The 22,970-nt window shown below is 67.4% G+C and carries 16 protein-coding genes and 1 pseudogene; 7 read left to right on the forward strand and 10 right to left on the reverse strand.

Annotated elements, in window-relative coordinates:
• Positions 1 to 102: 102 nt before the first annotated feature.
• On the reverse strand, positions 103 to 594 hold the full coding sequence (locus DJ476_RS14305) for a hypothetical protein (RefSeq protein ID WP_112490689.1): 492 nt from the start codon (positions 592 to 594) through the stop codon (positions 103 to 105).
• Positions 595 to 820: 226 nt separating this feature from the next.
• Here DJ476_RS14305 and DJ476_RS34465 point away from each other — a divergent pair, with 226 nt between their 5' ends.
• Entirely contained in the window at positions 821 to 1,180 is a 360-nt protein-coding gene (locus tag DJ476_RS34465; protein ID WP_162638693.1) for a hypothetical protein, read from the forward strand.
• Positions 1,181 to 1,272: 92 nt separating this feature from the next.
• Positions 1,273 to 2,063, forward strand: a protein-coding gene (locus DJ476_RS14310; RefSeq protein ID WP_404827590.1) for an IS5 family transposase whose coding sequence is annotated in 2 segments (ribosomal slippage) — positions 1,273 to 1,587 and positions 1,590 to 2,063 — 789 coding nt in all. Because the reading frame shifts where the segments join, the coding sequence is not laid out codon by codon here.
• Between the two features lie 14 nt (positions 2,064 to 2,077).
• Here DJ476_RS14310 and DJ476_RS14315 read toward each other — a convergent pair.
• Together DJ476_RS14315 and DJ476_RS34470 are read right to left on the reverse strand one after the other, a co-directional pair.
• Positions 2,078 to 2,524 carry an SRPBCC family protein gene (locus DJ476_RS14315; protein WP_112490690.1) on the reverse strand — a complete coding sequence of 149 codons (447 nt, stop codon included), beginning with the start codon at positions 2,522 to 2,524 and terminating at the stop codon, positions 2,078 to 2,080.
• Positions 2,525 to 2,693: 169 nt separating this feature from the next.
• Complete coding sequence (locus tag DJ476_RS34470; protein WP_162638695.1) at positions 2,694 to 3,647, reverse strand: RHS repeat-associated core domain-containing protein; 954 nt, start codon at positions 3,645 to 3,647, stop codon at positions 2,694 to 2,696.
• A 741-nt stretch (positions 3,648 to 4,388) separates the two neighbouring features.
• On the opposite strand from DJ476_RS34470, the gene DJ476_RS14330 reads away from it, so the two are divergent.
• Positions 4,389 to 4,835, forward strand: coding sequence for an SRPBCC family protein (locus DJ476_RS14330; protein WP_112490690.1), 447 nt, complete (start codon positions 4,389 to 4,391; stop codon positions 4,833 to 4,835).
• Between the two features lie 14 nt (positions 4,836 to 4,849).
• On the opposite strand, the gene DJ476_RS14335 is transcribed toward DJ476_RS14330, so the two are convergent.
• From DJ476_RS14335 to DJ476_RS14345, 4 genes are all read right to left on the reverse strand, one after another.
• Positions 4,850 to 5,640 (reverse strand): IS5 family transposase gene (locus DJ476_RS14335; protein ID WP_404827590.1). Its coding sequence is split into 2 segments (ribosomal slippage): positions 4,850 to 5,323 and positions 5,326 to 5,640, totalling 789 coding nucleotides; the frame shifts between segments, so codons are not numbered across the junction.
• Positions 5,641 to 5,723: 83 nt separating this feature from the next.
• Positions 5,724 to 6,698, reverse strand: a complete 975-nt coding sequence (locus DJ476_RS14340; protein ID WP_112490693.1) for an RHS repeat-associated core domain-containing protein — start codon at positions 6,696 to 6,698, stop codon at positions 5,724 to 5,726.
• A 427-nt stretch (positions 6,699 to 7,125) separates the two neighbouring features.
• Complete coding sequence (locus DJ476_RS34475; RefSeq protein ID WP_162638697.1) at positions 7,126 to 7,608, reverse strand: hypothetical protein; 483 nt, start codon at positions 7,606 to 7,608, stop codon at positions 7,126 to 7,128.
• Positions 7,609 to 7,691: 83 nt separating this feature from the next.
• The gene (locus DJ476_RS14345; protein ID WP_318294686.1) at positions 7,692 to 14,042 is read right to left on the reverse strand and encodes an RHS repeat domain-containing protein; all 6,351 of its coding nucleotides are present in this window, start codon (positions 14,040 to 14,042) and stop codon (positions 7,692 to 7,694) included.
• A 382-nt stretch (positions 14,043 to 14,424) separates the two neighbouring features.
• Here DJ476_RS14345 and DJ476_RS14350 point away from each other — a divergent pair, with 382 nt between their 5' ends.
• Together DJ476_RS14350 and pip are read left to right on the forward strand one after the other, a co-directional pair.
• Positions 14,425 to 17,436, forward strand: coding sequence for a VCBS repeat-containing protein (locus DJ476_RS14350; protein ID WP_318294687.1), 3,012 nt, complete (start codon positions 14,425 to 14,427; stop codon positions 17,434 to 17,436).
• Positions 17,437 to 17,561: 125 nt separating this feature from the next.
• On the forward strand, positions 17,562 to 18,557 hold the full coding sequence (pip, locus tag DJ476_RS14355) for a prolyl aminopeptidase (RefSeq protein ID WP_112490696.1): 996 nt from the start codon (positions 17,562 to 17,564) through the stop codon (positions 18,555 to 18,557).
• Positions 18,558 to 18,747: 190 nt separating this feature from the next.
• Here pip and DJ476_RS14360 read toward each other — a convergent pair whose 3' ends face one another.
• Positions 18,748 to 19,677: an aldo/keto reductase gene (locus DJ476_RS14360; protein ID WP_162638867.1), complete on the reverse strand. Its 930-nt coding sequence runs from the start codon at positions 19,675 to 19,677 to the stop codon at positions 18,748 to 18,750.
• A 198-nt stretch (positions 19,678 to 19,875) separates the two neighbouring features.
• The gene (locus DJ476_RS14365) at positions 19,876 to 20,364 is read right to left on the reverse strand and encodes a MarR family winged helix-turn-helix transcriptional regulator (protein ID WP_018490535.1); all 489 of its coding nucleotides are present in this window, start codon (positions 20,362 to 20,364) and stop codon (positions 19,876 to 19,878) included.
• 149 nt (positions 20,365 to 20,513) lie between these two features.
• On the opposite strand from DJ476_RS14365, the pseudogene DJ476_RS14370 reads away from it, so the two are divergent.
• Positions 20,514 to 21,347 (forward strand): annotated as a pseudogene (locus DJ476_RS14370) (EamA family transporter); the annotation flags it as partial.
• 220 nt (positions 21,348 to 21,567) lie between these two features.
• On the opposite strand, the gene thpR reads toward DJ476_RS14370, so the two are convergent.
• Positions 21,568 to 22,221 (reverse strand): RNA 2',3'-cyclic phosphodiesterase, encoded by a 654-nt coding sequence (gene thpR / locus DJ476_RS14375; RefSeq protein WP_112490697.1) that lies wholly within the window; start codon positions 22,219 to 22,221, stop codon positions 21,568 to 21,570.
• 113 nt (positions 22,222 to 22,334) lie between these two features.
• On the opposite strand from thpR, the gene DJ476_RS14380 reads away from it, so the two are divergent.
• The gene (locus DJ476_RS14380; RefSeq protein ID WP_112490698.1) at positions 22,335 to 22,919 is read left to right on the forward strand and encodes a Uma2 family endonuclease; all 585 of its coding nucleotides are present in this window, start codon (positions 22,335 to 22,337) and stop codon (positions 22,917 to 22,919) included.
• The last annotated feature ends 51 nt before the right edge of the window (positions 22,920 to 22,970 follow it).

A 22,970-nucleotide genomic window follows, 5' to 3' on the forward strand; every position in this document is an offset into this window, starting at 1 on the left:
CCGCCCCACCCTCACCGCTCCCTTGCGGGGCCAGGCCGGGCCGGACTTTCGGAACCAGTGGCCACGGGACCGCCTCCACGGCCCCGGGCGGCCGGCCCACCCTCACCGCTCCGAAAACCGCTCCCCGCACCGGCTGCAGAAGACGGGCGCGGGATCCTCGGACAACCGCCCGCACTCCGCACAGACCCGGTCCAGCATGCAGGGCCCTTCGCCCCCTTCGTCCGCGGACTGCCCGCCCGGCGCCTTGATGGCAAGACCGGGCCGCCGACGGTGCACGGTGAGATAGACGAGCCCCTCCGCCCCCGCGACGAGAGCGCGCCGGGAAGTCCTGGGCAGCCAGAGAACAGAGCGCGGCCCCAACACCAACTCCCCGCCCGCCACCCGGACGAGCCCCCCGCCCTCCAGCACGACGAGCAGCACATCGAGCACGTCCTCCTGGTGCTCCCCCACCTCCGCACCGGCAGGCAGCCGCACCAGATTGGCATCCAACTCCCGCCCCGCCTCGGCCAGCTGCCACAACGCCCCGCGCCGGTCGGGGGCGGCGGAGGCCAAGACGTCGTCCAGCAGGGCAAGGACCCGGGGAGTCGCATTCACGGCGCCCAGGTTACGGGATCCAGGATTCCACCCTGCCATTCAACAAGACTGACAGGAATAACCCTACCTCCCAGCAACTCACCATCGGCTTTTACGAATTTCCACCCCATATGGCTGCTACAGCACACGCAAGAGCAGCCAGACAATAGAGATCCGCCAGCCATGACCTGGCCAGGCGCCGCACCACTACGGGGTTGCCCGTTCCCTTCCGGCTCACCCTACGGACATGGGCCTCGACCTCCATCGCCGCACGCTCCGTCGAACGAAAAAGGAAGTCAATCAAGGAAGATCCGAACGCCGAAGAGTGGATCCTCTCATTACTATTAGTCACCAAGGTCAAGACGTGCTCTTCTTCTACATTACGCACGACAGCACAGGGAACCATGTAAATAAATACAGGATTAATGACCACGACATTCAGGTCGGTAAGAATTATCCGCGAACGCCCAACTCGGATGATCAGAGCGGTAACTGCGAGACAAACAGCAGCGACACCAAGGGCATCAATATCGAAACCCTGCGAGAGGGAACCGAGGGCGATGAACGCGATCAAACTGAGAAGGCACGAGAAGAACCAGGTGATTAGAGCTCGTAACACGATCTTGATGAACGGTCCTGGTCGGCCGTGACCGGTGTGACGATTCGGCCGTTCGGGATAACGTGAGTACCCGGCCGTGGATCGTGGACGATGACCTGTGGGCGCTGATCGAGCCTCTGCTGCCGCCCTGGCCCAAGAAGGCTCCCGGCCCGCGACCGGTTTCGGACCGGCAGTGCCTGCAGGGCATCCTGTACGTGCTGCACAACGACATCGCCTGGCAACTGCTGCCGATGGAGCTGGGATTCGGCTCGGGCCAGACCTGCTGGCGGCGGCTGGATCGGTGGCAGAAGGCCGGGGCCTTCGACCGGCTGCACCGGATCCTGCTCGCCGAGCTGAACGCGGCCGACGAGCTGGACTGGTCCAGAGCGTGCGTCGACGGCTCCCATGTCCGCGCGAAAAAGGGGGCGCCGACACCGGTCCGTCGCCGGTCGACCGGCGGAAGACGGGCAGCAAACACCATCTGATCTGCGACGGACGCGGCACCCCGCTGAAGGTCATCACGACCGCGGCCAACGTCAACGACGTCACCCAGACCCTCGCCCTGGTCGACGGCATCCCGCCCGTCGCCGGACGCCCGGGCCGGCCCCGCCGACGCCCCGAAGCCCTGCTCGGTGACAAGGGCTACGACTCCGCCCCCCACCGCCGCGAACTCCGCAAGCGCCGGATCCTGCCAGTGATCTCCCGCAGAGGCGCCCCGAACATCGAGGGTCTGGGCAGGCTCCGCTACGTCGTGGAGCAGACCTTCGCCCTGCTCCACCAGTTCAAACGCCTCGCGGTCCGCTGGGAACGCCGCACGGAACTCCACGACGCCTTCGTCTCCCTCGCCTGCAGTCTCATCTGCTGGAGGCGTCTCAAGAAGATCGAATCGTGACTTGTGCTGCAATTCTAGGAGTTACGAATCACGATTGAGTTGGCGTATGACGCGAGATCGTGGACCCAAACCTGCAGACGCCGTCTCCTGAGCATGTCCAAGAGAGGAAGGGTGTGTCGGTAGGTCGCTGACCAGGTGATGTTGGTGCCGCCATGGGGGGCTCGGGCCAGATCCACAGACCCTTGATGAGACGTGAACAGCCCTGCGGACTGTTCGTAGCTGAACCGCTGGTCGGGAACCATCTCGACGACGCGCTCGCGGCAGCACGTACGTCCAGCGGAGGAACGGATGGTGCGCAGGTCGCCCACGCGTGCCGGTCGGTCGACTCCCGCAGGCACATCCCACTCGACGTCGGCATAGGGGGACCACAACGGCCAGGATTCTGCGTCCAGGAGCGCCGCGTAGATGATGGCGGCAGACGCCGATGAGTGCGAAGAAGCAGTAACAGTGAGGGACGTCATCCCAGTAACGGTAGACCGTGCCTCACCATGATCGTGTTACGAGCTCTTACGGCCATGGACACCCTACGCAGAACAATACAGCGATTCTTCAATTATTCACCCCGAAATCTTCCAGTTTGAATTGATCAAGACGGGAGGGGCCTGCCCCCTCCCGTCACCAGCCATCGCGTCAGCAGCCGCTAGCGTACGACCCAAGACTCGCGTTGCCAGCCCCACAGAATCCCACGTTGAAGGCCGCGTTCACACCCGTATTTCCATAGGTGGCTCCCCAGTCCACACCGCTCCTAGGGGTTGTCGCACTCGTCCATGACCTCTTGCCGCCTCCCACACCCCTGACGCCAGGCACCTTCATCTTGGTAGCCGCAGGGACCCTGGCTATCGCCGTGGAGCTGTAGGCAGATCGCCACGTAGACGCTCCTCCAACTGCCCGGCCAAACGCAGCTGCGGTCCCACCCCCAACCGCCGTCCAGGCAAGGTCCTTCCCGAAAGCAGACCAGTCGGCTTCTCCGGTGATGCCCCAGTTGACTCGAAATTTCGCTGCCGCTATACCGGCCCCCACCGCTATACAGGCCCCAGCAGAGGCAACTACGCATACGCCGAACGCCACGATTGTCAGACCCGTTTGAATGTTGTCCCAGTTGCTCGATACCCAGCTCTTGGAATTTCCCCAAGCAGCACCCCAGCGCCCCTTCATAATCTTGCCGAAGATGCCGTCTTCTTTGCGCTGCTTCTCGGCAGCTGCCTTCGCCCGCTTGGCCGCAGCAGCGTCCGTAGCCTTCTTCGCCCCCGCCTTGATGTCGGCCGAGCGCTTCTTGGCGTGGCTGTCGTTGACCATGTAGGTGGTGGGGTTGGCCTTGTACGCCTTGTAGCGCTTCTTGGCCTCGGTGCTCCGCTTCGGGGTTTCCTTCCACACCCACTTGCCGTTCCTGAGGGTGCAGCCGGCGTACATGCCCCGGTCGGAGGCCCAGCGTTCGTCGCCCTTGGCGTTGCCCACCGTGTGGTCGGGGCGCAGGCCCGTCGGGTCGGACTTGGTGAGCGGGCTGTTGTGGGCGTAGCTGTAGGCGTTCATCTGGGCCGGGTCGTCGAAGTCGATGATCGGGTCGACGGAGATGAAGCGGCCCAAGACGCTGCAGCTGAGCCAGTACGCGTATGGAGAGGCCCGGCGAACCTATCGCCGGGCCTCTCCAAAATTTGACGACAGTTCATTCCAGTGAGCGAACGCCGGATTAACGCGGAGCCCGAAAGATCGACGCCCTCTCAGTTCGACTGATTAGCACCGAGAGGTCATGAGTCCATATCCATGAGGATCAATCCCACCACCACAAGCCCCGCACTTACCGATGCCCCGATTTTCTGACCTCGCGTCCAGTTGTACCAGCCACGCCGCCCCTTTGTCGAGACCATCAGACCGACCCCTCCGATGGCCAGTACGGACACCCCGATATAACCCACCATGAACCCCTCCCTCAACACCCATTAGGCATTAGCCCACAATTTGCCCTCCACGCCCGCGCCTCATAGGCAAAGGTGGCCGCCACACCTGCACCCGTGTTGATTTGATCATACTGTCCTGCCCTCGCCCCTGCCTCGACAGTCCTGCCAAGGCCCGAACGCAACTTATGGAACTGACTTCTTCCCAGTCCGGATGATGGGCGATTCACGGCCCCCAGAGCACTCCTGGCCGAGGCGCCCCGATACACAACCCTGGCCGCCTTCAGTGCCACACCACCCCCGGCGACTCCCACAATGTTCAGCGAGCCGCCGACCCAATCACCCTTGGAAAAGTCGGAATAGGCATCCACTGCCGCACTTGCCATAGAGCTCGTAACACGATCATGGTGAGGCACGGTCTACCGTTACTGGGATGACGTCCCTCACTGTTACTGCTTCTTCGCACTCATCGGCGTCTGCCGCCATCATCTACGCGGCGCTCCTGGACGCAGAATCCTGGCCGTTGTGGTCCCCCTATGCCGACGTCGAGTGGGATGTGCCTGCGGGAGTCGACCGACCGGCACGCGTGGGCGACCTGCGCACCATCCGTTCCTCCGCTGGACGTACGTGCTGCCGCGAGCGCGTCGTCGAGATGGTTCCCGACCAGCGGTTCAGCTACGAACAGTCCGCAGGGCTGTTCACGTCTCATCAAGGGTCTGTGGATCTGGCCCGAGCCCCCCATGGCGGCACCAACATCACCTGGTCAGCGACCTACCGACACACCCTTCCTCTCTTGGACATGCTCAGGAGACGGCGTCTGCAGGTTTGGGTCCACGATCTCGCGTCATACGCCAACTCAATCGTGATTCGTAACTCCTAGAATTGCAGCACAAGTCACGATTCGATCTTCTTGAGACGCCTCCAGCAGATGAGACTGCAGGCGAGGGAGACGAAGGCGTCGTGGAGTTCCGTGCGGCGTTCCCAGCGGACCGCGAGGCGTTTGAACTGGTGGAGCAGGGCGAAGGTCTGCTCCACGACGTAGCGGAGCCTGCCCAGACCCTCGATGTTCGGGGCGCCTCTGCGGGAGATCACTGGCAGGATCCGGCGCTTGCGGAGTTCGCGGCGGTGGGGGGCGGAGTCGTAGCCCTTGTCACCGAGCAGGGCTTCGGGGCGTCGGCGGGGCCGGCCCGGGCGTCCGGCGACGGGCGGGATGCCGTCGACCAGGGCGAGGGTCTGGGTGACGTCGTTGACGTTGGCCGCGGTCGTGATGACCTTCAGCGGGGTGCCGCGTCCGTCGCAGATCAGATGGTGTTTGCTGCCCGTCTTCCGCCGGTCGACCGGCGACGGACCGGTGTCGGCGCCCCCTTTTTCGCGCGGACATGGGAGCCGTCGACGCACGCTCTGGACCAGTCCAGCTCGTCGGCCGCGTTCAGCTCGGCGAGCAGGATCCGGTGCAGCCGGTCGAAGGCCCCGGCCTTCTGCCACCGATCCAGCCGCCGCCAGCAGGTCTGGCCCGAGCCGAATCCCAGCTCCATCGGCAGCAGTTGCCAGGCGATGTCGTTGTGCAGCACGTACAGGATGCCCTGCAGGCACTGCCGGTCCGAAACCGGTCGCGGGCCGGGAGCCTTCTTGGGCCAGGGCGGCAGCAGAGGCTCGATCAGCGCCCACAGGTCATCGTCCACGATCCACGGCCGGGTACTCACGTTATCCCGAACGGCCGAATCGTCACACCGGTCACGGCCGACCAGGACCGTTCATCAAGATCGTGTTACGAGCTCATAGCTACGGGGATCAACGCGGGAACGAATATCGCTGCGACAGATATTATCGTTGTGCGGTGCGCGTTAAGGAATTGCCCAACATTGTTCAGGCCGCTGCTGATACTCCCCCATATATCATTCTTCTTTCGGCGTTCCGCATCAGCTTTTCGACGCTCATCTGCGGCTTTCCTGGCGGCAGCCTGGTCTGCGGCCTTCTTCGCCCCTGCCTTGATGTCGGCCGAGCGCTTCTTGGCGTGGCTGTCGTTGACCATGTAGGTGGTGGGGTTGGCCTTGTATGCCGTGTAGCGCTTCTTGGCCTCGGTGCCCCGTTTCGGGGTTTCCTTCCAGACCCATTTGCCGTTCTTGAGGGTGTAGAGCGGGCTGTTGTGGGCGTAGCTGTAGGCGTTCATCTGGGCCGGGTCGTCGAAGTCGATGATCGGGTCGACGGAGATGAAGCGGCCCAGGACGGGGTCGTACTCGCGGGCGCCCAGGTGGGTCAGGCCGGTGGGGTCGTTGGTTCCGCCGACGAAGCCGCGGGGGCCGAAGACCGGGGACTGGGCGGAGCGGAGCTGGCCGAAGGGGAGTTGCTTCCTTCGGGTCAGGGCCAGGCCGCCCGCCGCGATGGCCGTCATGGCCGTGCCCTGGTGGTCGTTGATCAGGTAGGAGACGGAGTTCCCGCTGCGGACCGCGACCGTGTCCCCGAGGTGGGTGTAGTAACGCGTCGCCGTCTTCGCGCCGTTCGCCGCGAGCTGCACCTGGTCACCGTTGGGGAGCGTCAGGGTGCTGGAGCCGTCCCCGTTCTTCGCGATGATCCGGTTGCCGTCGGCGTCATAGGTGTAGCCGGTCTGCTTGCCCGCCTCGGTGAGGGTGGCGAGCTGCCCTTCGGGGGTCCAGGTCAGGTCCTGGACGGTGGTGCCGACGGTCCGCTTGGTGGTGTTCCCGATTGCCTCCTCGGTGGTCCGTCGGATAGACCGACGGACCACCGAGGAAAGAGCCTTTCAGCCACTCCGTTCGTTTACGCCTCACGAATCGGCCGACCAGAACTGCTGACCCCAAGGCAAATGTCGGCGGAATGAAAACTTCGCACCATCCCCCAACACCTCTAGCCCACAATGAAACCAGGATTATTAAGGGAACGAAGGGAAGGAACAGCACGACAGACTTGGTGAATGGATTCCTCATTCCCTAAGCCTAATCCTGTCCACGCTTCTCTCGATTCCCGTCAACGACCGCTCCATACGCAAGAGCGAAAGAGAGCCCCTACCTTGGTGCGGCGCGGGCTTCGAACGGTACTGTGCGGCAGCTTGGTCCCTACCTTCACTGCTCTGCCATTCCGAGTGACGCGACCGAGGCGCCGGGGCGCAACGTGGCGGCCCACCGGAAACGCGACGGGCCGCCCTGAGCAGCACTTCAAAGCCGCATGAGCAGTGGCACAGCGAAGGGGACCAACAGAACCACATCTGTCGGCCTCAGATATACCCTCCGCTCAACACTGCTGGCGCGTTCCGAAATCTGCCTGCCGCCCTCTTTCAGCCAGGAATCGATGAAACCTCGCGCACTTCGGGCCGATCTACCGCCTATCGCGCTCTGCGAGAACGACCACACACCATATTCCCGGCCCGAATGGACGATCATCAATCCATTGTTCTCGCACTTTACCGACAGAGATTCACCGCCGGGAAAAATCTTCTCCACGACAGGCCCTACATCTCGCACCGACCCGTTCGGATCGAGGACAATTTTACACCCGATGGCTCCACGAGCAATGGTGGCGAAAATTATTCCGGCTGCCAGATGAATACCGATTCCCCGGAATCCGCTTTTCTCGACTTCCGCGAGACCGAAGAGGGCCAGGAAGGGACCGAGGAGAATGATCGCCGCCCAAGCGAACATCACCGTCCCCTTCCGCCTCAGCTGAATCGACCCATCCTTCCTGTGCCTGACAAAGAGACCTCGTCTTCCACTTCGCGTGGAGTTCACGGACAGTACCCCGCATTTATCGTGCTCTTGGCCGGAGCGCCACAGCTCATTCCAGTGAGAAAGGCATTCTGGACGTAGGCGTTGGCAGTCGGACCCACATCAGTCCGTCGGGCATGGCTGGACCTACCCACCGCATGGGTCGGACCTCTTCTCGTCATCTTAGGCGACTTGAACCAACCGCCCTGACTCCACTTCCCGCCACCTGAAGCAAACCTTCCGACGGCTCCGCCAGCAAGCGTGATACCGGCTGTCACCGCTGTCGCTTTCCAATATTCGCCACCCATTTCCGCACCCGCCGCAGCATCCACAGCAATTCCAGCGGCGATAACGACGCCTCCTGCGATCAGACAGGCCCCGGCGGAGGCAACGATACACACAGCAAAGGCAGCAGACCCTACGACCAGCTTTATGGTGTCTGCATTCTCCGCGACCCAGCGAACCGGCCCCGCCTCTTTCAGGTTCGCAGCCGCATCGCCCCATCTTCCCTTCATGATATTGCCGAAGATGCCGTCTTCTTTGCGCTGCTTCTCGGCAGCTGCCTTCGCCCGCTTGGCCGCAGCAGCGTCCGCAGCCTTCTTCGCCCCCGCCTTGATGTCGGCCGAGCGCTTCTTGGCGTGGCTGTCGTTGACCATGTAGGTGGTGGGGTTGGCCTTGTACGCCTTGTAGCGCTTCTTGGCCTCGGTGCCCCGTTTCGGAGTTTCCTTCCAGACCCATTTGCCGTTCCTGAGGGTGTAGCCGGCGTACATGCCCCGGTCGGAGGCCCAGCGTTCGTCGCCCTTGGCGTTGCCCACCGTGTGGTCGGGGCGCAGGCCCGTCGGGTCGGACTTGGTGAGCGGGCTGTTGTGGGCGTAGCTGTAGGCGTTCATCTGGGCCGGGTCGTCGAAGTCGATGATCGGGTCGACGGAGATGAAGCGGCCCAGGACGGGGTCGTACTCGCGGGCGCCCAGGTGGGTCAGGCCGGTGGGGTCGTTGGTTCCGCCGACGAAGCCGCGGGGGCCGAAGACCGGGGACTGGGCGGAGCGGAGCTGGCCGAAGGGGAGTTGCTTCCTTCGGGTCAGGGCCAGGCCGCCCGCCGCGATGGCCGTCATGGCCGTGCCCTGGTGGTCGTTGATCAGGTAGGAGACGGAGTTCCCGCTGCGGACCGCGACCGTGTCCCCGAGGTGGGTGTAGTAACGCGTCGCCGTCTTCGCGCCGTTCGCCGCGAGCTGCACCTGGTCACCGTTGGGGAGCGTCAGGGTGCTGGAGCCGTCCCCGTTCTTCGCGATGATCCGGTTGCCGTCGGCGTCATAGGTGTAGCCGGTCTGCTTGCCCGCCTCGGTGAGGGTGGCGAGCTGCCCTTCGGGGGTCCAGGTCAGGTCCTGGACGGTGGTGCCGACGGTCCGCTTGGTGGTGTTCCCGGCGTCGTCGTACTCGAAGGTGCTGGTACGTCCGTCGGCCGGGCCGCCGGTGACCGATACCTGCTGCACCGCGTGGGGACGCTTCGCCCCCGGGGACGGGTGCGTGTAGGTGGTCGTGGCGTCGGCGCCACCGGCCGTGGTGGCGTGCTCGACCTGCTTCGAACGGTTGCCGGTCCTGTCGTAGTCGTAGCTGTGCCAGTACGCGTCCGGACCGCCGACCGTGGACGCCGAAGGAGCCGCGGAGCAGTCGGTCTTCGCCGTCCATGCCTCGCTCAGCCGGCCCAGCAGGTCGGTGGTGAAGCACTGGGTGTCGGTGGACTTCTGCGCGTCCTGGCCGCTGACGTTGGTCACGCCGGTGACGTTGCCCGCCGGGTCGTAGGCGTACGTGGTGTCGTCGACCCGCTTCGGGGCGACGTCCCGGTCGGTGGTCTGCCGGGTCACCTGACCGGTGTGCTCGTCGTAGAGGAGGGTCTTGTAGACCTTCTTGCCGAGGCTGGCGCTGAACTCCAGGCGCGTGGGACGGGAGAAGACGTCGTAGAGCGTGTTGGCGACCAGGGAGTCGTACTGTCCGCTGGTGCGGAACGGCAGGTCGTCGCTGTTGTAGTTGGTCACCACGAACTCGGCCTGGATGTCACCGACAGCCGGGTTGCGTGTCCAGAGCAGGGCCCCGGTCCGCGCGTCGTAGCCGTACGTCCAGGTGTACGTACCCGCCAGGCCGCCCGCCGCGGACGGGACCGTGGTGGTGGTCGACGTGGGCTGGTAGCGGTCGTTGAAGCCGCCGGTCGCGTTGGTGTACTCGGCCCCGTCGACGTACCGCGTGCTCTTGGTCAGCTGCCCCTTGGCGAGGGTGTCGTAGGTCCACTTGGACAGGAGTGTGGCGCCCTGCTTGACCTCGTCCTTGCGGCCGAGTTCGTCGTAGCTGGTGGTGAGCACGACACCGCGGGCGTCCGTCGTGGTGACGGCGCGGCCGAGGTCGTCGTACTCGGTGAGCGTAGTGCCCTTGTCCGGGTCGACCGTCGTGGTCTTCTGGCCCCGGCTGTCGAAGGTGTAGGACCATGTGTTTCCGTCGGGGTCGGTGACCGAGGACGGCTCGTCGTACTTGCCGTACGCGTAGCTCGTCTTCTCCGACGTCGTACGTGCCGCGTTCGTGTACTGCAGAAGGTCGGTCGTGCGTCCGCGGGCGTCCGTCACCGTCGTGGTGGCCGTGCCGCCCTTCGGCGGGATGACCGTGGTGCGGTCACCCTCGTAGACCGTCTTCGTCCGCCACTGTTCGTCACCGAACTTCACGGACAGGGCATCCGTGACGCGGCCCACTCCGTCGAAGAGGCTCTGTGTCGCGGTCGGGACCGTGTTCACCGCTGCCGACGTCAGCGTCGCCGACGGTGCGCCGTCCGCGTAGTAGGGGGCGTACGTCTGCCACGGCCGGCCGTGGGTGTCGTAGTGCGTCTCCGTCATGACCCGGTTCTGCGTGCCGACGGCAGGGGCCTGCGTCTGGCGCTCGCGCAGCAGGCCGTCGTAGAGCGCGTAGGTGGTGCGGTACTCGCCGTTCTGCTTCAGGGTCCTGGTGGTGACGGCGTTGGTCTCGGACTTGGAGATCCGGTAGCTGTACTCGGCGGAGGGCTTGGCCGGGTTGGCAGCCTTGGCCCAGCCCGGCTCCCACACCTTCACGACCCGGCCCAGGCCGTCGTGGTCGGCGTCGGTGCGCTTGCCGTTGGCGTCCACCGCGGCGGTGACCACGCCCCGTACCGGGTCGTGCGTCGTGGTGGTCACGTGGTTCTTCGCGTTGGTCACGGTGACCGTGGTCGGTGCCTGAAGGGTGGCCGGGGTGTAGTCGGTCCGCGCGGTGGTGACCTGCAGGGCGTCGGTCGAGGTCTTCTCCCGGCCGTGCTGGTCGTAGGTGTGGGTCGCGGTGGTGAGGTACCCGGTGCCCTGGGCGTCCTGCTCGTCCAGGCGCGTCACATCGCCCCGCACGGGCGGGGTGGTCAGGCCGGTCGCGCCGTCGTAGTAGTAGCGCGCGGTCGAGACCAGGTCCGCCGGAAGGGTCGGCGTGGTGCCGCAGGGCTTGGCCACGGTCCGGGACTCGGCGATCGTGGTGAGGATGTTGAGCGAGGTGTTGCGGACGTAGGTGTTGGTGGTGCACTCCTCGTCGCCCGACTTCGCGGTGTCGCCGAGCGAGGACTCGGTCAGCACCTGGCCGACCGGGTCGAAGGTCCGCTCCAGGCGGGTGGTGCGCCAGCCCGCTCCGACGGTGGTGCGGGTCTGCTCGCTCTTCCCGCCCGTGGCGTACGCGTGGAGGGCGGGCAGCCCTTCGGCCCGGGTCTCGGTGGCGGTCGCGGACGAGCGCCACGGCTCGTAGCTGGTCGTGGTCTCCAGTTTGCCGCCGTCGCCGTTGTAGGTGGCTTCCTCACGGGTCATGCCGGCGAAGGCTTCGCGGTCGGTGACGGCGACGCCCTCGGTGTCCTTGACCGAGGCCCCGTCGATACCGCGGAAGTAGCGGAACTCCTTCAGCGTCCGCTTGTCCGGCGCCACGCCGGTGCGGACCTGGACGCGGCCGTATCCCTTGCGGTCCCCGTACGTCAGGTGCTCGGCGTCGGTGAACTCGTCGTCCTTCGCCTTGGCCCAGGCCATGCCGTCCAGGTACGCGTAGTCCGTCTGCTTGACGGGCGCCCCGCCGGTGAGGTCGGTCTCCAGGACCTGGGTGACGACGTAGGAGTGGAACCAGTCGAGATACGGCTCGTAGTTCGCGCCCGGAGCCTCCGGCGGGGACCACTTCACCGGGTAACAGCGCCGGGTGTTCGACGATGGGGTGGGGACACTGTTCGCCGTGCAGTCGGCCGGCGAGTAGGTGACGCCGATCCGCCCGCCGGTCTCGGTGTTGATCCCGTAGACGCGGTGGCGCCAGAACGGCGGCACCGGGTCCGGGGCGCCGCCGGTGGTGGCACCCTCCACCCGGTTCGGCAGCGTCTGCCCCAGGAAGGTCACCGCGGGGAGGGTCACGGAGCCGGTGCCGCCATGACCGGTGCGCGTGATCGACGCGAGCCACAGGGCCGGGTCGCTGCCGTCGCCCGTCGCGGGGAACTGGTGGGTGAAGGCCCAGGTGTCGACCGGCTTGAAGGCCGTGCCGACGAGGACCGACGTGTCGATCTTCGTCAGGCGCTTACGGCTCCAGAACGACGGCGAGTAGCGGTCCTTGCACTCCGTGCCCGGGGCGCAGTAGCGGTCGAACGGGACGTCGGGCCAGTTCTTCGCCTTGGCCTTGTCGAACGTTCCGCAGTCGCTCAGGCAGCGCTCGCTGCTGGTGAACTCGACCTTGGCGGCCGGCTGACCGTAGAAGTCGGTTCCGCGCAGGCCGTATTCGATCCGCTTGAGGTATCCGCCGCGGATGTAGGGCGTGGCGGTGGAGGCACCGGTGCTCGGGTTGACGTTGCGGCCGTAGTGGTTGGTCTCCTTCTCCCAGTAGTACGTCATGGCGTCGCCGTGCACGTCGACGACGGCGTCCAGGTTCCACCGCCAGGCCTGCTGGCACCAGGCGTCCTTGAAGGCGGCCGCGTAGCACGGCTCGCCGGTCTGGTTGCCGAAGACGGGCACCGTCCAGGCGGAGTTGGTCTCCGCCTTGCCCGCGGCCCAGCCCTGCGGCCGGTTGTAGCCGAAGTAGTAGCGCGTACCGTCCGGGGTCGTCACCCGCCAGTACTCGTTGTCGTTGTCGCCGTTGGCCAGGGCGGAGTTGGTGAGCTTGACGACCTTGGTGCCGTCGTCACCCTCCAGTCGCCACTCGCCGCTGGTGTCGTCCTTGATCAGGGTGTTGGACAGGCCGCCGAGGTTGATGACGGCGTTGTCCTTCTTCCAGCACAGGTCCCCGACCTTCGCCGTGGTCGTGCTGTTCTTGGTGTCGTCCGTGCAGGAGACGTACTGGCGCTCGATGTAGCCCGGCTCCATCGACCAGCCGTCGCCCACCCCGTTGGCCTGGTTGTTCGTCGACGCCGTACGTCCGTCGACCGACTGGGAGGAGTAGCCCAGCTTCAGCTCCGGGACGGCGCTGCCGGCGACGTCCGGAGTGTCGATCGGGTACGTCCAGGAGAAGCCGCCGTTCGAGCCACCGGCGGACCAGGAGGCGGACGGCGAGAGGGACGTGGCCGTGAAGTTGCCGGAGGGGCCCGCCGCGGCGGCGGTCGCTGCCAGGAGCACGGTGCCGCCGGAGACCGCCCGGACCGCGGGGACCGCCTGGGCTCCTGCCGACCGCGTGACGGGGGGTGTGTCCCCGGCCGTCGCCGGATCGGCCTCGGGCAGGGCGACCGTGGCCTTGAGCGTGTTCCCGGCCGTGTCGTTCTCGGTGCTGAGCGACTCGCCAGTGGCACAGCCCGCCTTGCCCGGCGTGGTCAGTGCGCAGGCGGGAAGCGTCTTCAGGGTGAGGCGGGAGGCCCAGTCGCCGCCGTAGGCGTCACGGAAGCCGGAGTAATCGACCTCGACGTCAACGCGGCCTCCAGTCCAAGCAGTTGGCCGCAGGGCGAGCACGACACCTTCGACGCCGAGCGACTCGGTGGTGGCCCGGTCCAGCACCTGGACCTGGACCTTCTGCGGGCCGGTCGCCCGGGCCCTTCCGGAGGCGGAGGACAGGGCCGACGCCTTGGCGGACGCCGCTGTCTGCGGTGCGGTGCGGCCCACGCTGACGGGCAGTGAACCGGCCTGCACCGGGGTGCCGTTCTCGCGGAGAGCGGGCGTCTCGGTGCCGGGCTCCGGCCAGGCCACCTTGGGCGACTTCCACGGATGCCGAGCGGTCTGATCGGGCTTCGTCGGCACGTGCTTCGCCACATCGGCGGTCGGCACCGGATCCGGCTTCTCCAGCTTCAGCAGGTCCAGCTCGGCGGCTGCTGCCGCGACCGGGCCGCCCAGCAGACCCACGAAGAGGAACGCGGCCAGCGCCACGGCTATCAGCCGCGCCCGTCTTCCCACCTGTGCGGTTCCGACTCCCCCACCCGAAAACATACGCAGAACTCCCCACCCGTTGACCAAGGTCATAGCTGGGCACGGAAGCTAGCAGGACTTTCACAGCAACAGCACATAGAAAACAAGAGACAGCAATAGATTTCGGCCATCATTCAAACCCAAATGCGCCCGAATAGTCGCCATATGAGCTAAATATTCAAAATCATTTACACTAAACACGCCAATTACAGTGACACACCGAGGAAATCCCCCTCCCCACACTTCCCTCACGTTCTAGGGTGCGACTCGAACAGACCTGGGAGGGGACTTTTTGATGGAACTTTTGCGACACAAGACCAGATGGAGAACGAAGGGCGGCGCCACAGGGGCAGTGGCCCTCGCCGTCCTTATGGCACTCGGCACGCCCCAACTCCTGTCAGTTGCAACCGCCTCCGAGCCCACGCCCGCTCCGAAACTCGCCGCTCCCGAGTCCGGTCCCGAGGCTCTGGCGCAGGTCGAGGCCGCCGAAACCGGTCAGCCGGTCGAGGTGCTCGCTCAGCGGACCGAGGCTTCGCAGGTGTTCGCCAACCCTGACGGCACCTTCACTCAAGACACCTACGCACTGCCCCAGTTCGTGCGCCAGAACCAGAAATTGGTGCCGATCGACACCACCCTCAAGGCGAATGCCGACGGGTCGCTTTCGCCCAAGGCCACCGAGGTGGACGTGCGACTCTCCGGCGGCGGCGAGGGGCCGCTGGCGACCGTCGTACGTGATGGGCGCAGCATGTCCTGGAGTTGGCCGGAGCCGCTGCCGAAACCCGAAGTCGACGGCGACACACTGACGTTCGGGAATGTCCTTACGGACGTCGACCTGAAGGTCAGGACGAGTTCGGCCGGATTCTCCAGCCTCCTGGTGGTCAAGACGGCCGAGGCTGCCGCCGACCCGACCCTGAAGCAGGTCGAACTCGGCCTGGAAACAGACGGCTTGGCGGTGAGTGCCGACGATCACGCCAATCTCAAGGCTGTCAATCCGGCGGGCGAAGAGGTCTTCACGGCGCCGACCCCGCTGATGTGGGACAGCAGCACTGCGGCCACGCCCGCCGCTCCTGCGGCCCGTTCGGCCCGGAGCACCCCCACCGGACCTCCTCCGCCCGCCGACGAGTTCGAACCCGGACATGGTGCGCAGCAAGCGGCCATGGGGCTCGCGGTCGAGGACGGCAAGCTCACCCTCACCCCGGACCAGGCTCTCCTGACGGGCAAGGACACCACGTACCCGGTCCTGATCGACCCGGCAGTCTCTGGCTCCCGTCATTCGTGGACCATCGCCTACAAGAAGTACCCGAACAGTTCGTTCTTCAACGGGGCGAACTGGGGCAGCAGCGGCACCACTACGGCCCGCGTGGGCTTCGAGAACGAGACCAACGGGCTGGCGAGGTCGTTCTTCCGGATGAACACCGCCAACCTCTGGTCCACGAACAAGGTAGTCTCCTCCGCCACGTTCCGCATCAAGAACACCTGGTCCTGGTCGTGCACCGACCGGACCGTCGAGTTGTGGCAGACCGCTGCGATCTCCGCGTCCACCACATGGAACAAACAGCCCACGTGGACGAAGAAACAGTCCTCGGTCAACCAATCCCTCGGCTGGGGGTCGGGCTGCCCGGCGGGCAACCTCGCCTTCAACGTGACCGCAGGGGCGAAGGACGCCATCGCGAGCAAGTGGAGCATCCTCACCCTGGGTCTGCGGGCGAGCAGCGAGACCGACGTCTACGCGTGGAAGAAGTTCGACGCGAACTCGGCCGTGATGTCGACGACGTACAACACCGTGCCCAACGTGCCGAACAGCCTGGACACCGTTCCTAGTTCGGGCGGATGCGACACGGTAGCCCCGTACACCACGATCGGGAACACTGACGTCACGCTCACGGCGAAGGTCTCCGACCCGGACGGCGGAACGGTCCGCGCGCAGTTCCGGCTCTGGGGCACCAACAACCTCGCCGGCGGCGCCGAGATCTTCAACCAGATCGTCTCCGTCACCTCCGGCAGTGTCGCGAAGGTCAAGGTTCCCAAGGCCACTCTGCAGACCCATCTGGCGGCGGCCAAGGGCAACTTCGGCTGGAAGGTGCAGGCGCTGGACGCGAGCGCCGGTTCGGCGTGGAATCCCGCCGCCGCCACCTGCCGCTTCGACTTCGACCCCAACCGGCCGAGCAACCCGCCGACGATCAGCTCCCGGCAGTTCCCCGACGGCTCCGACGGCTGGCCCGCGAACACCGGACGGGCCCGGGCCGCAGGAACGTTCATCCTCGGCAACGGGGGCATCAATGACGTGAAGTCCTACGAGTACTGGACCGACTGGGACCCGACCGTCCGCACCGTCACACCCAGCACCGACCTCGACGGCGACGGGAGGATCGACGCCAAGGTCGTTCTGACCCCTCCCTCCGCCGGATCGCAGCGTATCTACGTCCGCAGCCTCGACGCCGCGCTGAACCGTTCCGACCGGGCTTCCTACCTCTTCTACGCTGACGGACTCGCGATCCCCGACAAGGCGGGCGACCTCAACGGGGACAACAACGCCGACCTCTACGGTGTCCGCAGCAACGGTGAGCTGTGGCTGTACCCCGGCCAGGGCAACGGCTATGTGGGAACGGGCGCCACCGCCAGTAACGGTGACTTCACGGGCGCCGGCATCACCCACCGCGGCGACTGGACCGGCGACGGTTTCGAGGACCTCATCGCGGCCATCCCGGGAGACGGTGGCAAGTCCCTGCACCTGTATCCGAACAACGGGGTCGGCTGGGCGTGCACAGCAAGGAACGAACAGGCCGACGGGCACTCCCGTGCCTGCCAGTACGACCGCCGGGAGCTCAGGGTCGCCGACCCGGCCAACAACCACTGGGAGAACGCCGACCAGATCCTGGCCATCGGCGATGTGGACGGACCGCTGGACACCAACAACGACGGCATCATCGACGTCGACGGCTACCCCGACCTCCTGGTCAAGGAGGGCAACTTCCTCTGGCTGTACTTCGGTTCCAATTCCCTCTACCTCGACACCACCAGAGCTCCGGTCCTGCTCGGCAGCGGCGGCTGGCCGAACTACGACCTCGTCGCACCGGGCGACCGCAACGGCGACGGCCGCGTCGATCTCGTCGCGCGCCACAAGACCAGCGGAGAACTCCGGCTCTACCAGGGCCGCGGGCCGTCGGGCGAAGGCCTCGGTGACAACCACACCGTGATCGGAAGCGGGTGGACCAGCGCGCACCGGCCGCTGTTCACCGCAGTGCCCGATGCCGGCTCCGACGGCAAGGCCGACATCTTCGCCACCGGCAGCGACGGCAATCTCCACTACCACTCCAACCTCTCCGGCAGCGGTGTCGTCGTCGGAACCGGCGGCTGGCTGGACTTCCGGGCCCTCAGCTGACGGACAGACACGTAACACCTGGGGTACCGCCCGCCACGACGGCGGGCGGTACCCCCTCGCCGTTCCCCGGCTCGTGAGGGCAGGGCGCAGCCGCTCCCGTAGTCTGTCCGGCTCACGAAGTCCCGATGGCCCGATGGGGGGGTACCGAGGTGGACCCGAGCGAACCCGACGAGCTGTACCCGCCGATCGAGCCGTACGCGAGCGGCATGCTGGAGGTCGGGGACGGCAACCGCGTGTACTGGGAGGCCTGCGGCAACCCGGACGGGAAGCCCGCGCTCGTGGTGCACGGCGGGCCCGGGTCGGGGTGCGGTCCGCGGGCGCGGCGGTACTTCGACCCGGAGCGGTACCGGGTGGTCCTCTTCGACCAGCGCGGCTGCGGGCGGTCGACCCCGCACGCGAGCGACCCGGCGACCGACCTGCGGCACAACACGACCCACCATCTGATCGCCGACATGGAGCGCCTCCGGGAACACCTCGGCGTCACCGACTGGCTGCTGTACGGGGGTTCCTGGGGCTCCACGCTGATCCTGGCGTACGCGCAGGCGCACCCGGAGCGGGTCACGGAGGCCGTCATCGCCTCCGTCACCACGACCCGGCGCAGTGAGATCGACTGGCTCTACCGGGGCGCCGGGCAGCTCTTCCCCGAGGCCTGGCACGCCTTCCGGGAAGGAGCCCCCGAGGGGACGGACCCCACCGGTCTGGTCGCGGCCTACGCCCGCCTGCTGGAGAGTCCGGACCCCGCCGTACGGGAGCGGGCCACCGTCGCCTGGTGCGCCTGGGAGGACGCGGTGCTCTCCCTGGAGGCCGGGCCGGGACCGGCTCCGTACAGCGGGCGCCCCGACCGCGACCAGCGGGCCATGGTCCGTATCTGCGCCCACTACTTCTCGCACGGCGCCTGGCTGCGGGAGAACCAGCTCATCGACGAGGCCCACCGGCTGGCCGGTATCCCCGCCGCCCTCGTCCACGGCCGCTTCGACCTGGGCAGCCCCCTGACCACCGCCTGGGAGCTCGACCGGGTTTGGCCGGAGGCGGAGTTGACGGTCATCGACGACGCGGGGCACCTGGGCGGGCCCGCGACCCGGCGGGCGGTGCTGGCGGCGCTGGACGGGTTCGCGGGGTAGCGGGGGCCGGACAGCGCCATCAGCCGCCGCCCGCCCGCCGGACGGACCGGCCCGCCGTCCCACGCAGGGAAGCGCCGTCGGCCGCCGCCCACGCGGGACGGACCGGTCATCCGCCGCCCCCACGCCGGACAGACCGGGTGGCCGCCGCCCCACGCGGGACGGCGGCCACCCGGTCCGCAGGGGGCTCACCTCACCAGGCGAAGGCCTCCGGGGACGGGCCCGGGCCCGGGAAGATCTCGTCCAGGCCGGTGAGTACGGGCTCCGGAAGGTCGAGTTCCAGGGCGCGCAGGGCGCTGTCCAGCTGTTCCGTCGTACGGGGGCCGACGATCGGGCCCGTGATGCCGGGGCGGGTCAGCAGCCAGGCCAGGGCCGCTTCGCCGGGTTCCAGGCCGTGCTTCTCCAGCAGGTCCTCGTACGCCTGGACCTGGGAGCGGACCGTACTGTTGGCCAGGGCGTCGGCCGAGCGGCCCGAGGCGCGGCGGCCCTCCGTGGCCTCCTTCTTGATGACGCCGCCCAGCAGGCCGCCGTGGAGCGGGGACCAGGGGATGACGCCGAGGCCGTACTCCTGCGCGGCCGGGATGACCTCCATCTCGGCGCGGCGCTCGGCCAGGTTGTAGATGCACTGCTCGCTGACCAGGCCGAGCGAACCGCGCCTGGCCGCCTGCTCGTTGGCCTGGGCGATCTTGTAGCCGGGGAAGTTCGAGGAGCCCGCGTACAGGATCTTGCCCTGCTGGACCAGGACGTCGATCGCCTGCCAGATCTCCTCGAACGGGGTGTTCCGGTCGACGTGGTGGAACTGGTAGAGGTCGATGTGGTCCGTCTGGAGCCGCTTGAGCGAGGCGTCGACCGCGCGCCGGATGTTCACGGCGGAGAGCTTGTCGTGGTTGGGCCAGGCGTCCCCGTCGGGGGCCATGTTCCCGTACATCTTGGTGGCCAGGACCACCTTGTCGCGGCGGCCGCCGCCCTGGGCGAACCAGGTGCCGAGGATCTCCTCGGTGCGCCCCTTGTTCTCGCCCCAGCCGTAGACGTTGGCGGTGTCGAAGAAGTTCAGGCCCGCGGCGAGCGCGGAGTCCATGATCGCGTGGCTGTCCGACTCGTTGGTCTGCGGGCCGAAGTTCATCGTGCCGAGCACGAGTCGGCTGACCTTGAGTCCGGTCCGAGCTGTGTGTACTTCATGACGCCCCAGCCAACTCCTTCGAGTCCACTCCAGGCAAGGACGCGTCGGCCCTGTGTCCCCGGCGGGTTCCCTGTGGGTGCCTGGTGGGTGCCCCGGTGGGCCCCTGGCGGCTTCCCGGTGAGTCCCCGGTGGGGGGTGTCCTCAGCCGTCCTTCTCCAGCGTGTTCACCAGCGTACGCAGCAGTCTGTTCAGCTCCTCGCAGTCCGCCGCGTCCAGCTCCGCGAGCATCCTGCGCTCGTTGCGCACATGGCCCTCGACCGTGGAGTCGACGAGCGTCCGTCCGGCGTCGGTGAGGGTGACGTACAGGCTGCGGCGGTCGCCGGGGACGGCCTCCCGGACGACCAGGCCGCGGGCGGCGAGGCGGTCGATCCGGTTCGTCAGGGCGGCGGAGCTGACCATGACGTTGGCGGCCAGCTCCTTGGGGGTGAGCGGGCGGTCGCTGCGGCGGAGGGTGGCGAGGACGTCGAACTCCCAGCGCTCCATGCCGTGTTCGGCGAAGTAGCGGCCGACCTCCTTGTCCACGAGCCGGGTCAGCCGCATGAGCCTCCCCACCGCGCCCATGGCCTCCAGATCCAGGTCGGACCTCAGGGCGGCCCACTGGTCCAGGAAGTCGTCGACCGAGTCGCGCACCCGCGCCCCGTCTTCTTCATCGCCACGCATCCGCCGACCTCACATCAAGTACTTCCACGTCGAACTGTTTGACGTCAGCCTACCGCCGCGCCTACTTTTCTGTTCCACGAGAGATAGTTCGACGTCGAATGATTGCCCAGGAGCCCGCCATGACCGACCAGCCCCGCCTGGTCAGGATCTCCCTGCTCACCGCCCTCGCCCCGGCCGTCTGGGGCTCCACCTACCTCGTCACCACCGAGTTCCTGCCGCCCGACCGGCCGCTGCTCGCCTCCACCCTGCGGGCCCTGCCCGCCGGGCTGATCCTGCTCCTGATCACCCGCGTCCTGCCCAAGGGCATCTGGTGGATACGGGCGACCGTGCTCGGCGTCCTGAACATCGGCGCCTTCTTCTACTGCCTCTTCCTCGCCGCCTACCACCTGCCCGGCGGAGTGGCCGCGCTCGTCACGGCCGTCCAGCCGCTGATCGTGCTGCTCCTCGGGCCGCTCGTGCTCGGCGCGCGCATCCGTCCCCTGCACCTGGGCGCCTTCGCCCTCGCCGCCCTGGGGGTCGCGCTGCTGGTCCTCCAGCCGAACGCCGGACTGGACGCCGTCGGTGTGGTGGCGGGGCTCCTGGGGGCCCTGAGCATGGCGGGCGGCATCGTGCTGACGAAGCGCTGGGGGCGGCCCGAGGGGGTCTCGCTGCTGGCCTTCACCGGGTGGCAGCTCACCGTCGGCGGGCTGGTCCTGCTGCCCGTCACCCTGCTCGGTGAATCGCTGCCGTCGAAGCTGACCTGGGCCAATGTCGGCGGCTTCGGCTATCTGACGATCGTCGGGGCGCTGCTCGCGTACGTGCTGTGGTTCAACGGCATCGCGCGGCTGCCGGCCCTCGCCGCCTCGTTCCTGTCGTTCGCCTCGCCCCTGTGCGCGACCGTCCTCGGCTACCTCTTCCTCGGGCAGACGCTGGGGCCGCTCCAGTGGCTGGGCGCGGCGGGGGTCGTCGGCGCGGTGGTGCTGGTGCAGCGGGGCGCGGGGGCGGCGCCGACGGCACCGGCAGCCCGTACGGACACCCCGCCCGGCTCAGGCACCTCACCAGGCTCGGGCGCCCCGCTCTCCTCAGGCGCCGAAGGCGGCCGACACGGCGACGACGAGGAACATGAGCACGAGCGCGGCCGCCATGATGCGGTTTCTGGTCTTCGGGTCCACCCTTCGAGCGTAACCGCACCGCTCACCGCCCCAGCGCCCAGGCCCGCACCACCGCGTAGCGCGGCCGCTCCCCCGGCACCCCCGAGTGCGGAAGTTCACTCCGCACGAGACTCAGCTCACCGGCCTCCCACCCCTGCCCCTCGAACCCCGCCAGCGCCTCGGTGAACGGCCGCAGCTCCGCCCCCGTCCGGCTCCGGGCCAGGGTGAGGTGCGGGGTGAAGCGGCGGTGCTCCTCCAGCGGAACCCCGGACCGCCGGCCCGCCGCGTCCGCGCGCTCGGCCAGCAGCCGCAGCGCGTCGAGCCCGCCCGCAGCCCCGGCCCAGAGCGCCCGCCCACCGAAGTGCCCCGCCCCGTGGACGCGGAGGCGGAAGGGCTCGGTCCGGTGCGCGGCCCGCCCCAGCCGCGCCTCCAGCTCCGGCCGTACGTCCTCGTCCGGCACCTCCCCGTAGAACGCCAGCGTGACGTGCCAGTCCTCGGGCCGCGTCCAGCGCAGGTCCTGCGCGCCGGGGAGGGCGTGGAGGGGCGCCACCGCCGTACGGAGTCCGGCCACGGCGGAGGGCGGTGGCAGGACGGCGGCGAAGAGGCGCTGGGCGGGGCGGCGGCGCCGGGTGGGCGGGTGGCCGGGCTGACGGCCGGGGTCACGGTCCGGCTGACGGTCGGCGTCACGGCTGCTCATGGGCGCGAGTCTCGCAGAGGCTCCCAGGGTCCGGGCGTGTCCGGAGAGCCAGGCCTATCGTTGTACTACGCGGCTGCCCGTACGCCCGTGCGGCAGCGGGGAGGAGCGGCACGATGACCGTCGTAGACACCGACAGGATCGACATGGCCGACACCAGCGACGAGCGCACTCTGGACATGATGTTCGAGTGGCTTGAGCCCACCCCCGAGGGATTCAAGGTCGAGATCGTCGAGGGGAACGTCTACATGTCGCCGCAGCGGGACACGCACTGGCGGATCATCTTGGGCATCATTCGGCAGTTGCTGCCCCGCTACCCGGAAGACCGGCTGCTCTCCGACGTACGCATCGACTTCCCCGGCCTCCTCAACGGCTTCGCCTCCGACGTCGTCGCCCTCGCCTCCGACGCCGTCAAGGGTGACGACGGGCGCTGGCGCTACCAGGACATCGAGTTCGTCGCCGAGGTGATCTCCCGGAGCACCGGTGCCAATGACTACGGGGCCAAGAAGGCCGTCTACGCCACCGCCGAGGTCCCTGTCTACCTCATCGTCGACCCGTACACCGGGACCTGGCACCTGCACACGATCCCGAAGGGCGACGAGTACCGCAGCGTCCTGAGCCTGGACTTCGGGACCCCCGTCGACCTGACGTCGACTGTCGTCGGCCTGACCCTCGCGACCGACGCCTTCCCTCGCGACTGACCCCCGCCCGGACACGCGGAAGGCGCCCCCCCTGCCCAGGGGACGGGCGCC

The sequence above is a fragment of the Streptomyces bacillaris genome, from assembly GCF_003268675.1.
In the GTDB taxonomy this organism is placed as follows: domain Bacteria; phylum Actinomycetota; class Actinomycetes; order Streptomycetales; family Streptomycetaceae; genus Streptomyces; species Streptomyces bacillaris.

Coding starts and splice junctions, on each gene's coding strand:
- DJ476_RS14360 (WP_162638867.1), bottom strand. CDS start 19,677: ATGAACTTCGGCCCGCAGACCAACGAGTCGGACAGCCACGCGATCATG.
- DJ476_RS14315 (WP_112490690.1), bottom strand. CDS start 2,524: ATGACGTCCCTCACTGTTACTGCTTCTTCGCACTCATCGGCGTCTGCC.
- thpR (WP_112490697.1), bottom strand. CDS start 22,221: ATGAGCAGCCGTGACGCCGACCGTCAGCCGGACCGTGACCCCGGCCGT.
- DJ476_RS14380 (WP_112490698.1), top strand. CDS start 22,335: ATGACCGTCGTAGACACCGACAGGATCGACATGGCCGACACCAGCGAC.
- DJ476_RS14350 (WP_318294687.1), top strand. CDS start 14,425: ATGGCACTCGGCACGCCCCAACTCCTGTCAGTTGCAACCGCCTCCGAG.
- pip (WP_112490696.1), top strand. CDS start 17,562: ATGGCCCGATGGGGGGGTACCGAGGTGGACCCGAGCGAACCCGACGAG.
- DJ476_RS34465 (WP_162638693.1), top strand. CDS start 821: ATGGGCCTCGACCTCCATCGCCGCACGCTCCGTCGAACGAAAAAGGAA.
- DJ476_RS14330 (WP_112490690.1), top strand. CDS start 4,389: ATGACGTCCCTCACTGTTACTGCTTCTTCGCACTCATCGGCGTCTGCC.
- DJ476_RS34475 (WP_162638697.1), bottom strand. CDS start 7,608: ATGTTCGCTTGGGCGGCGATCATTCTCCTCGGTCCCTTCCTGGCCCTC.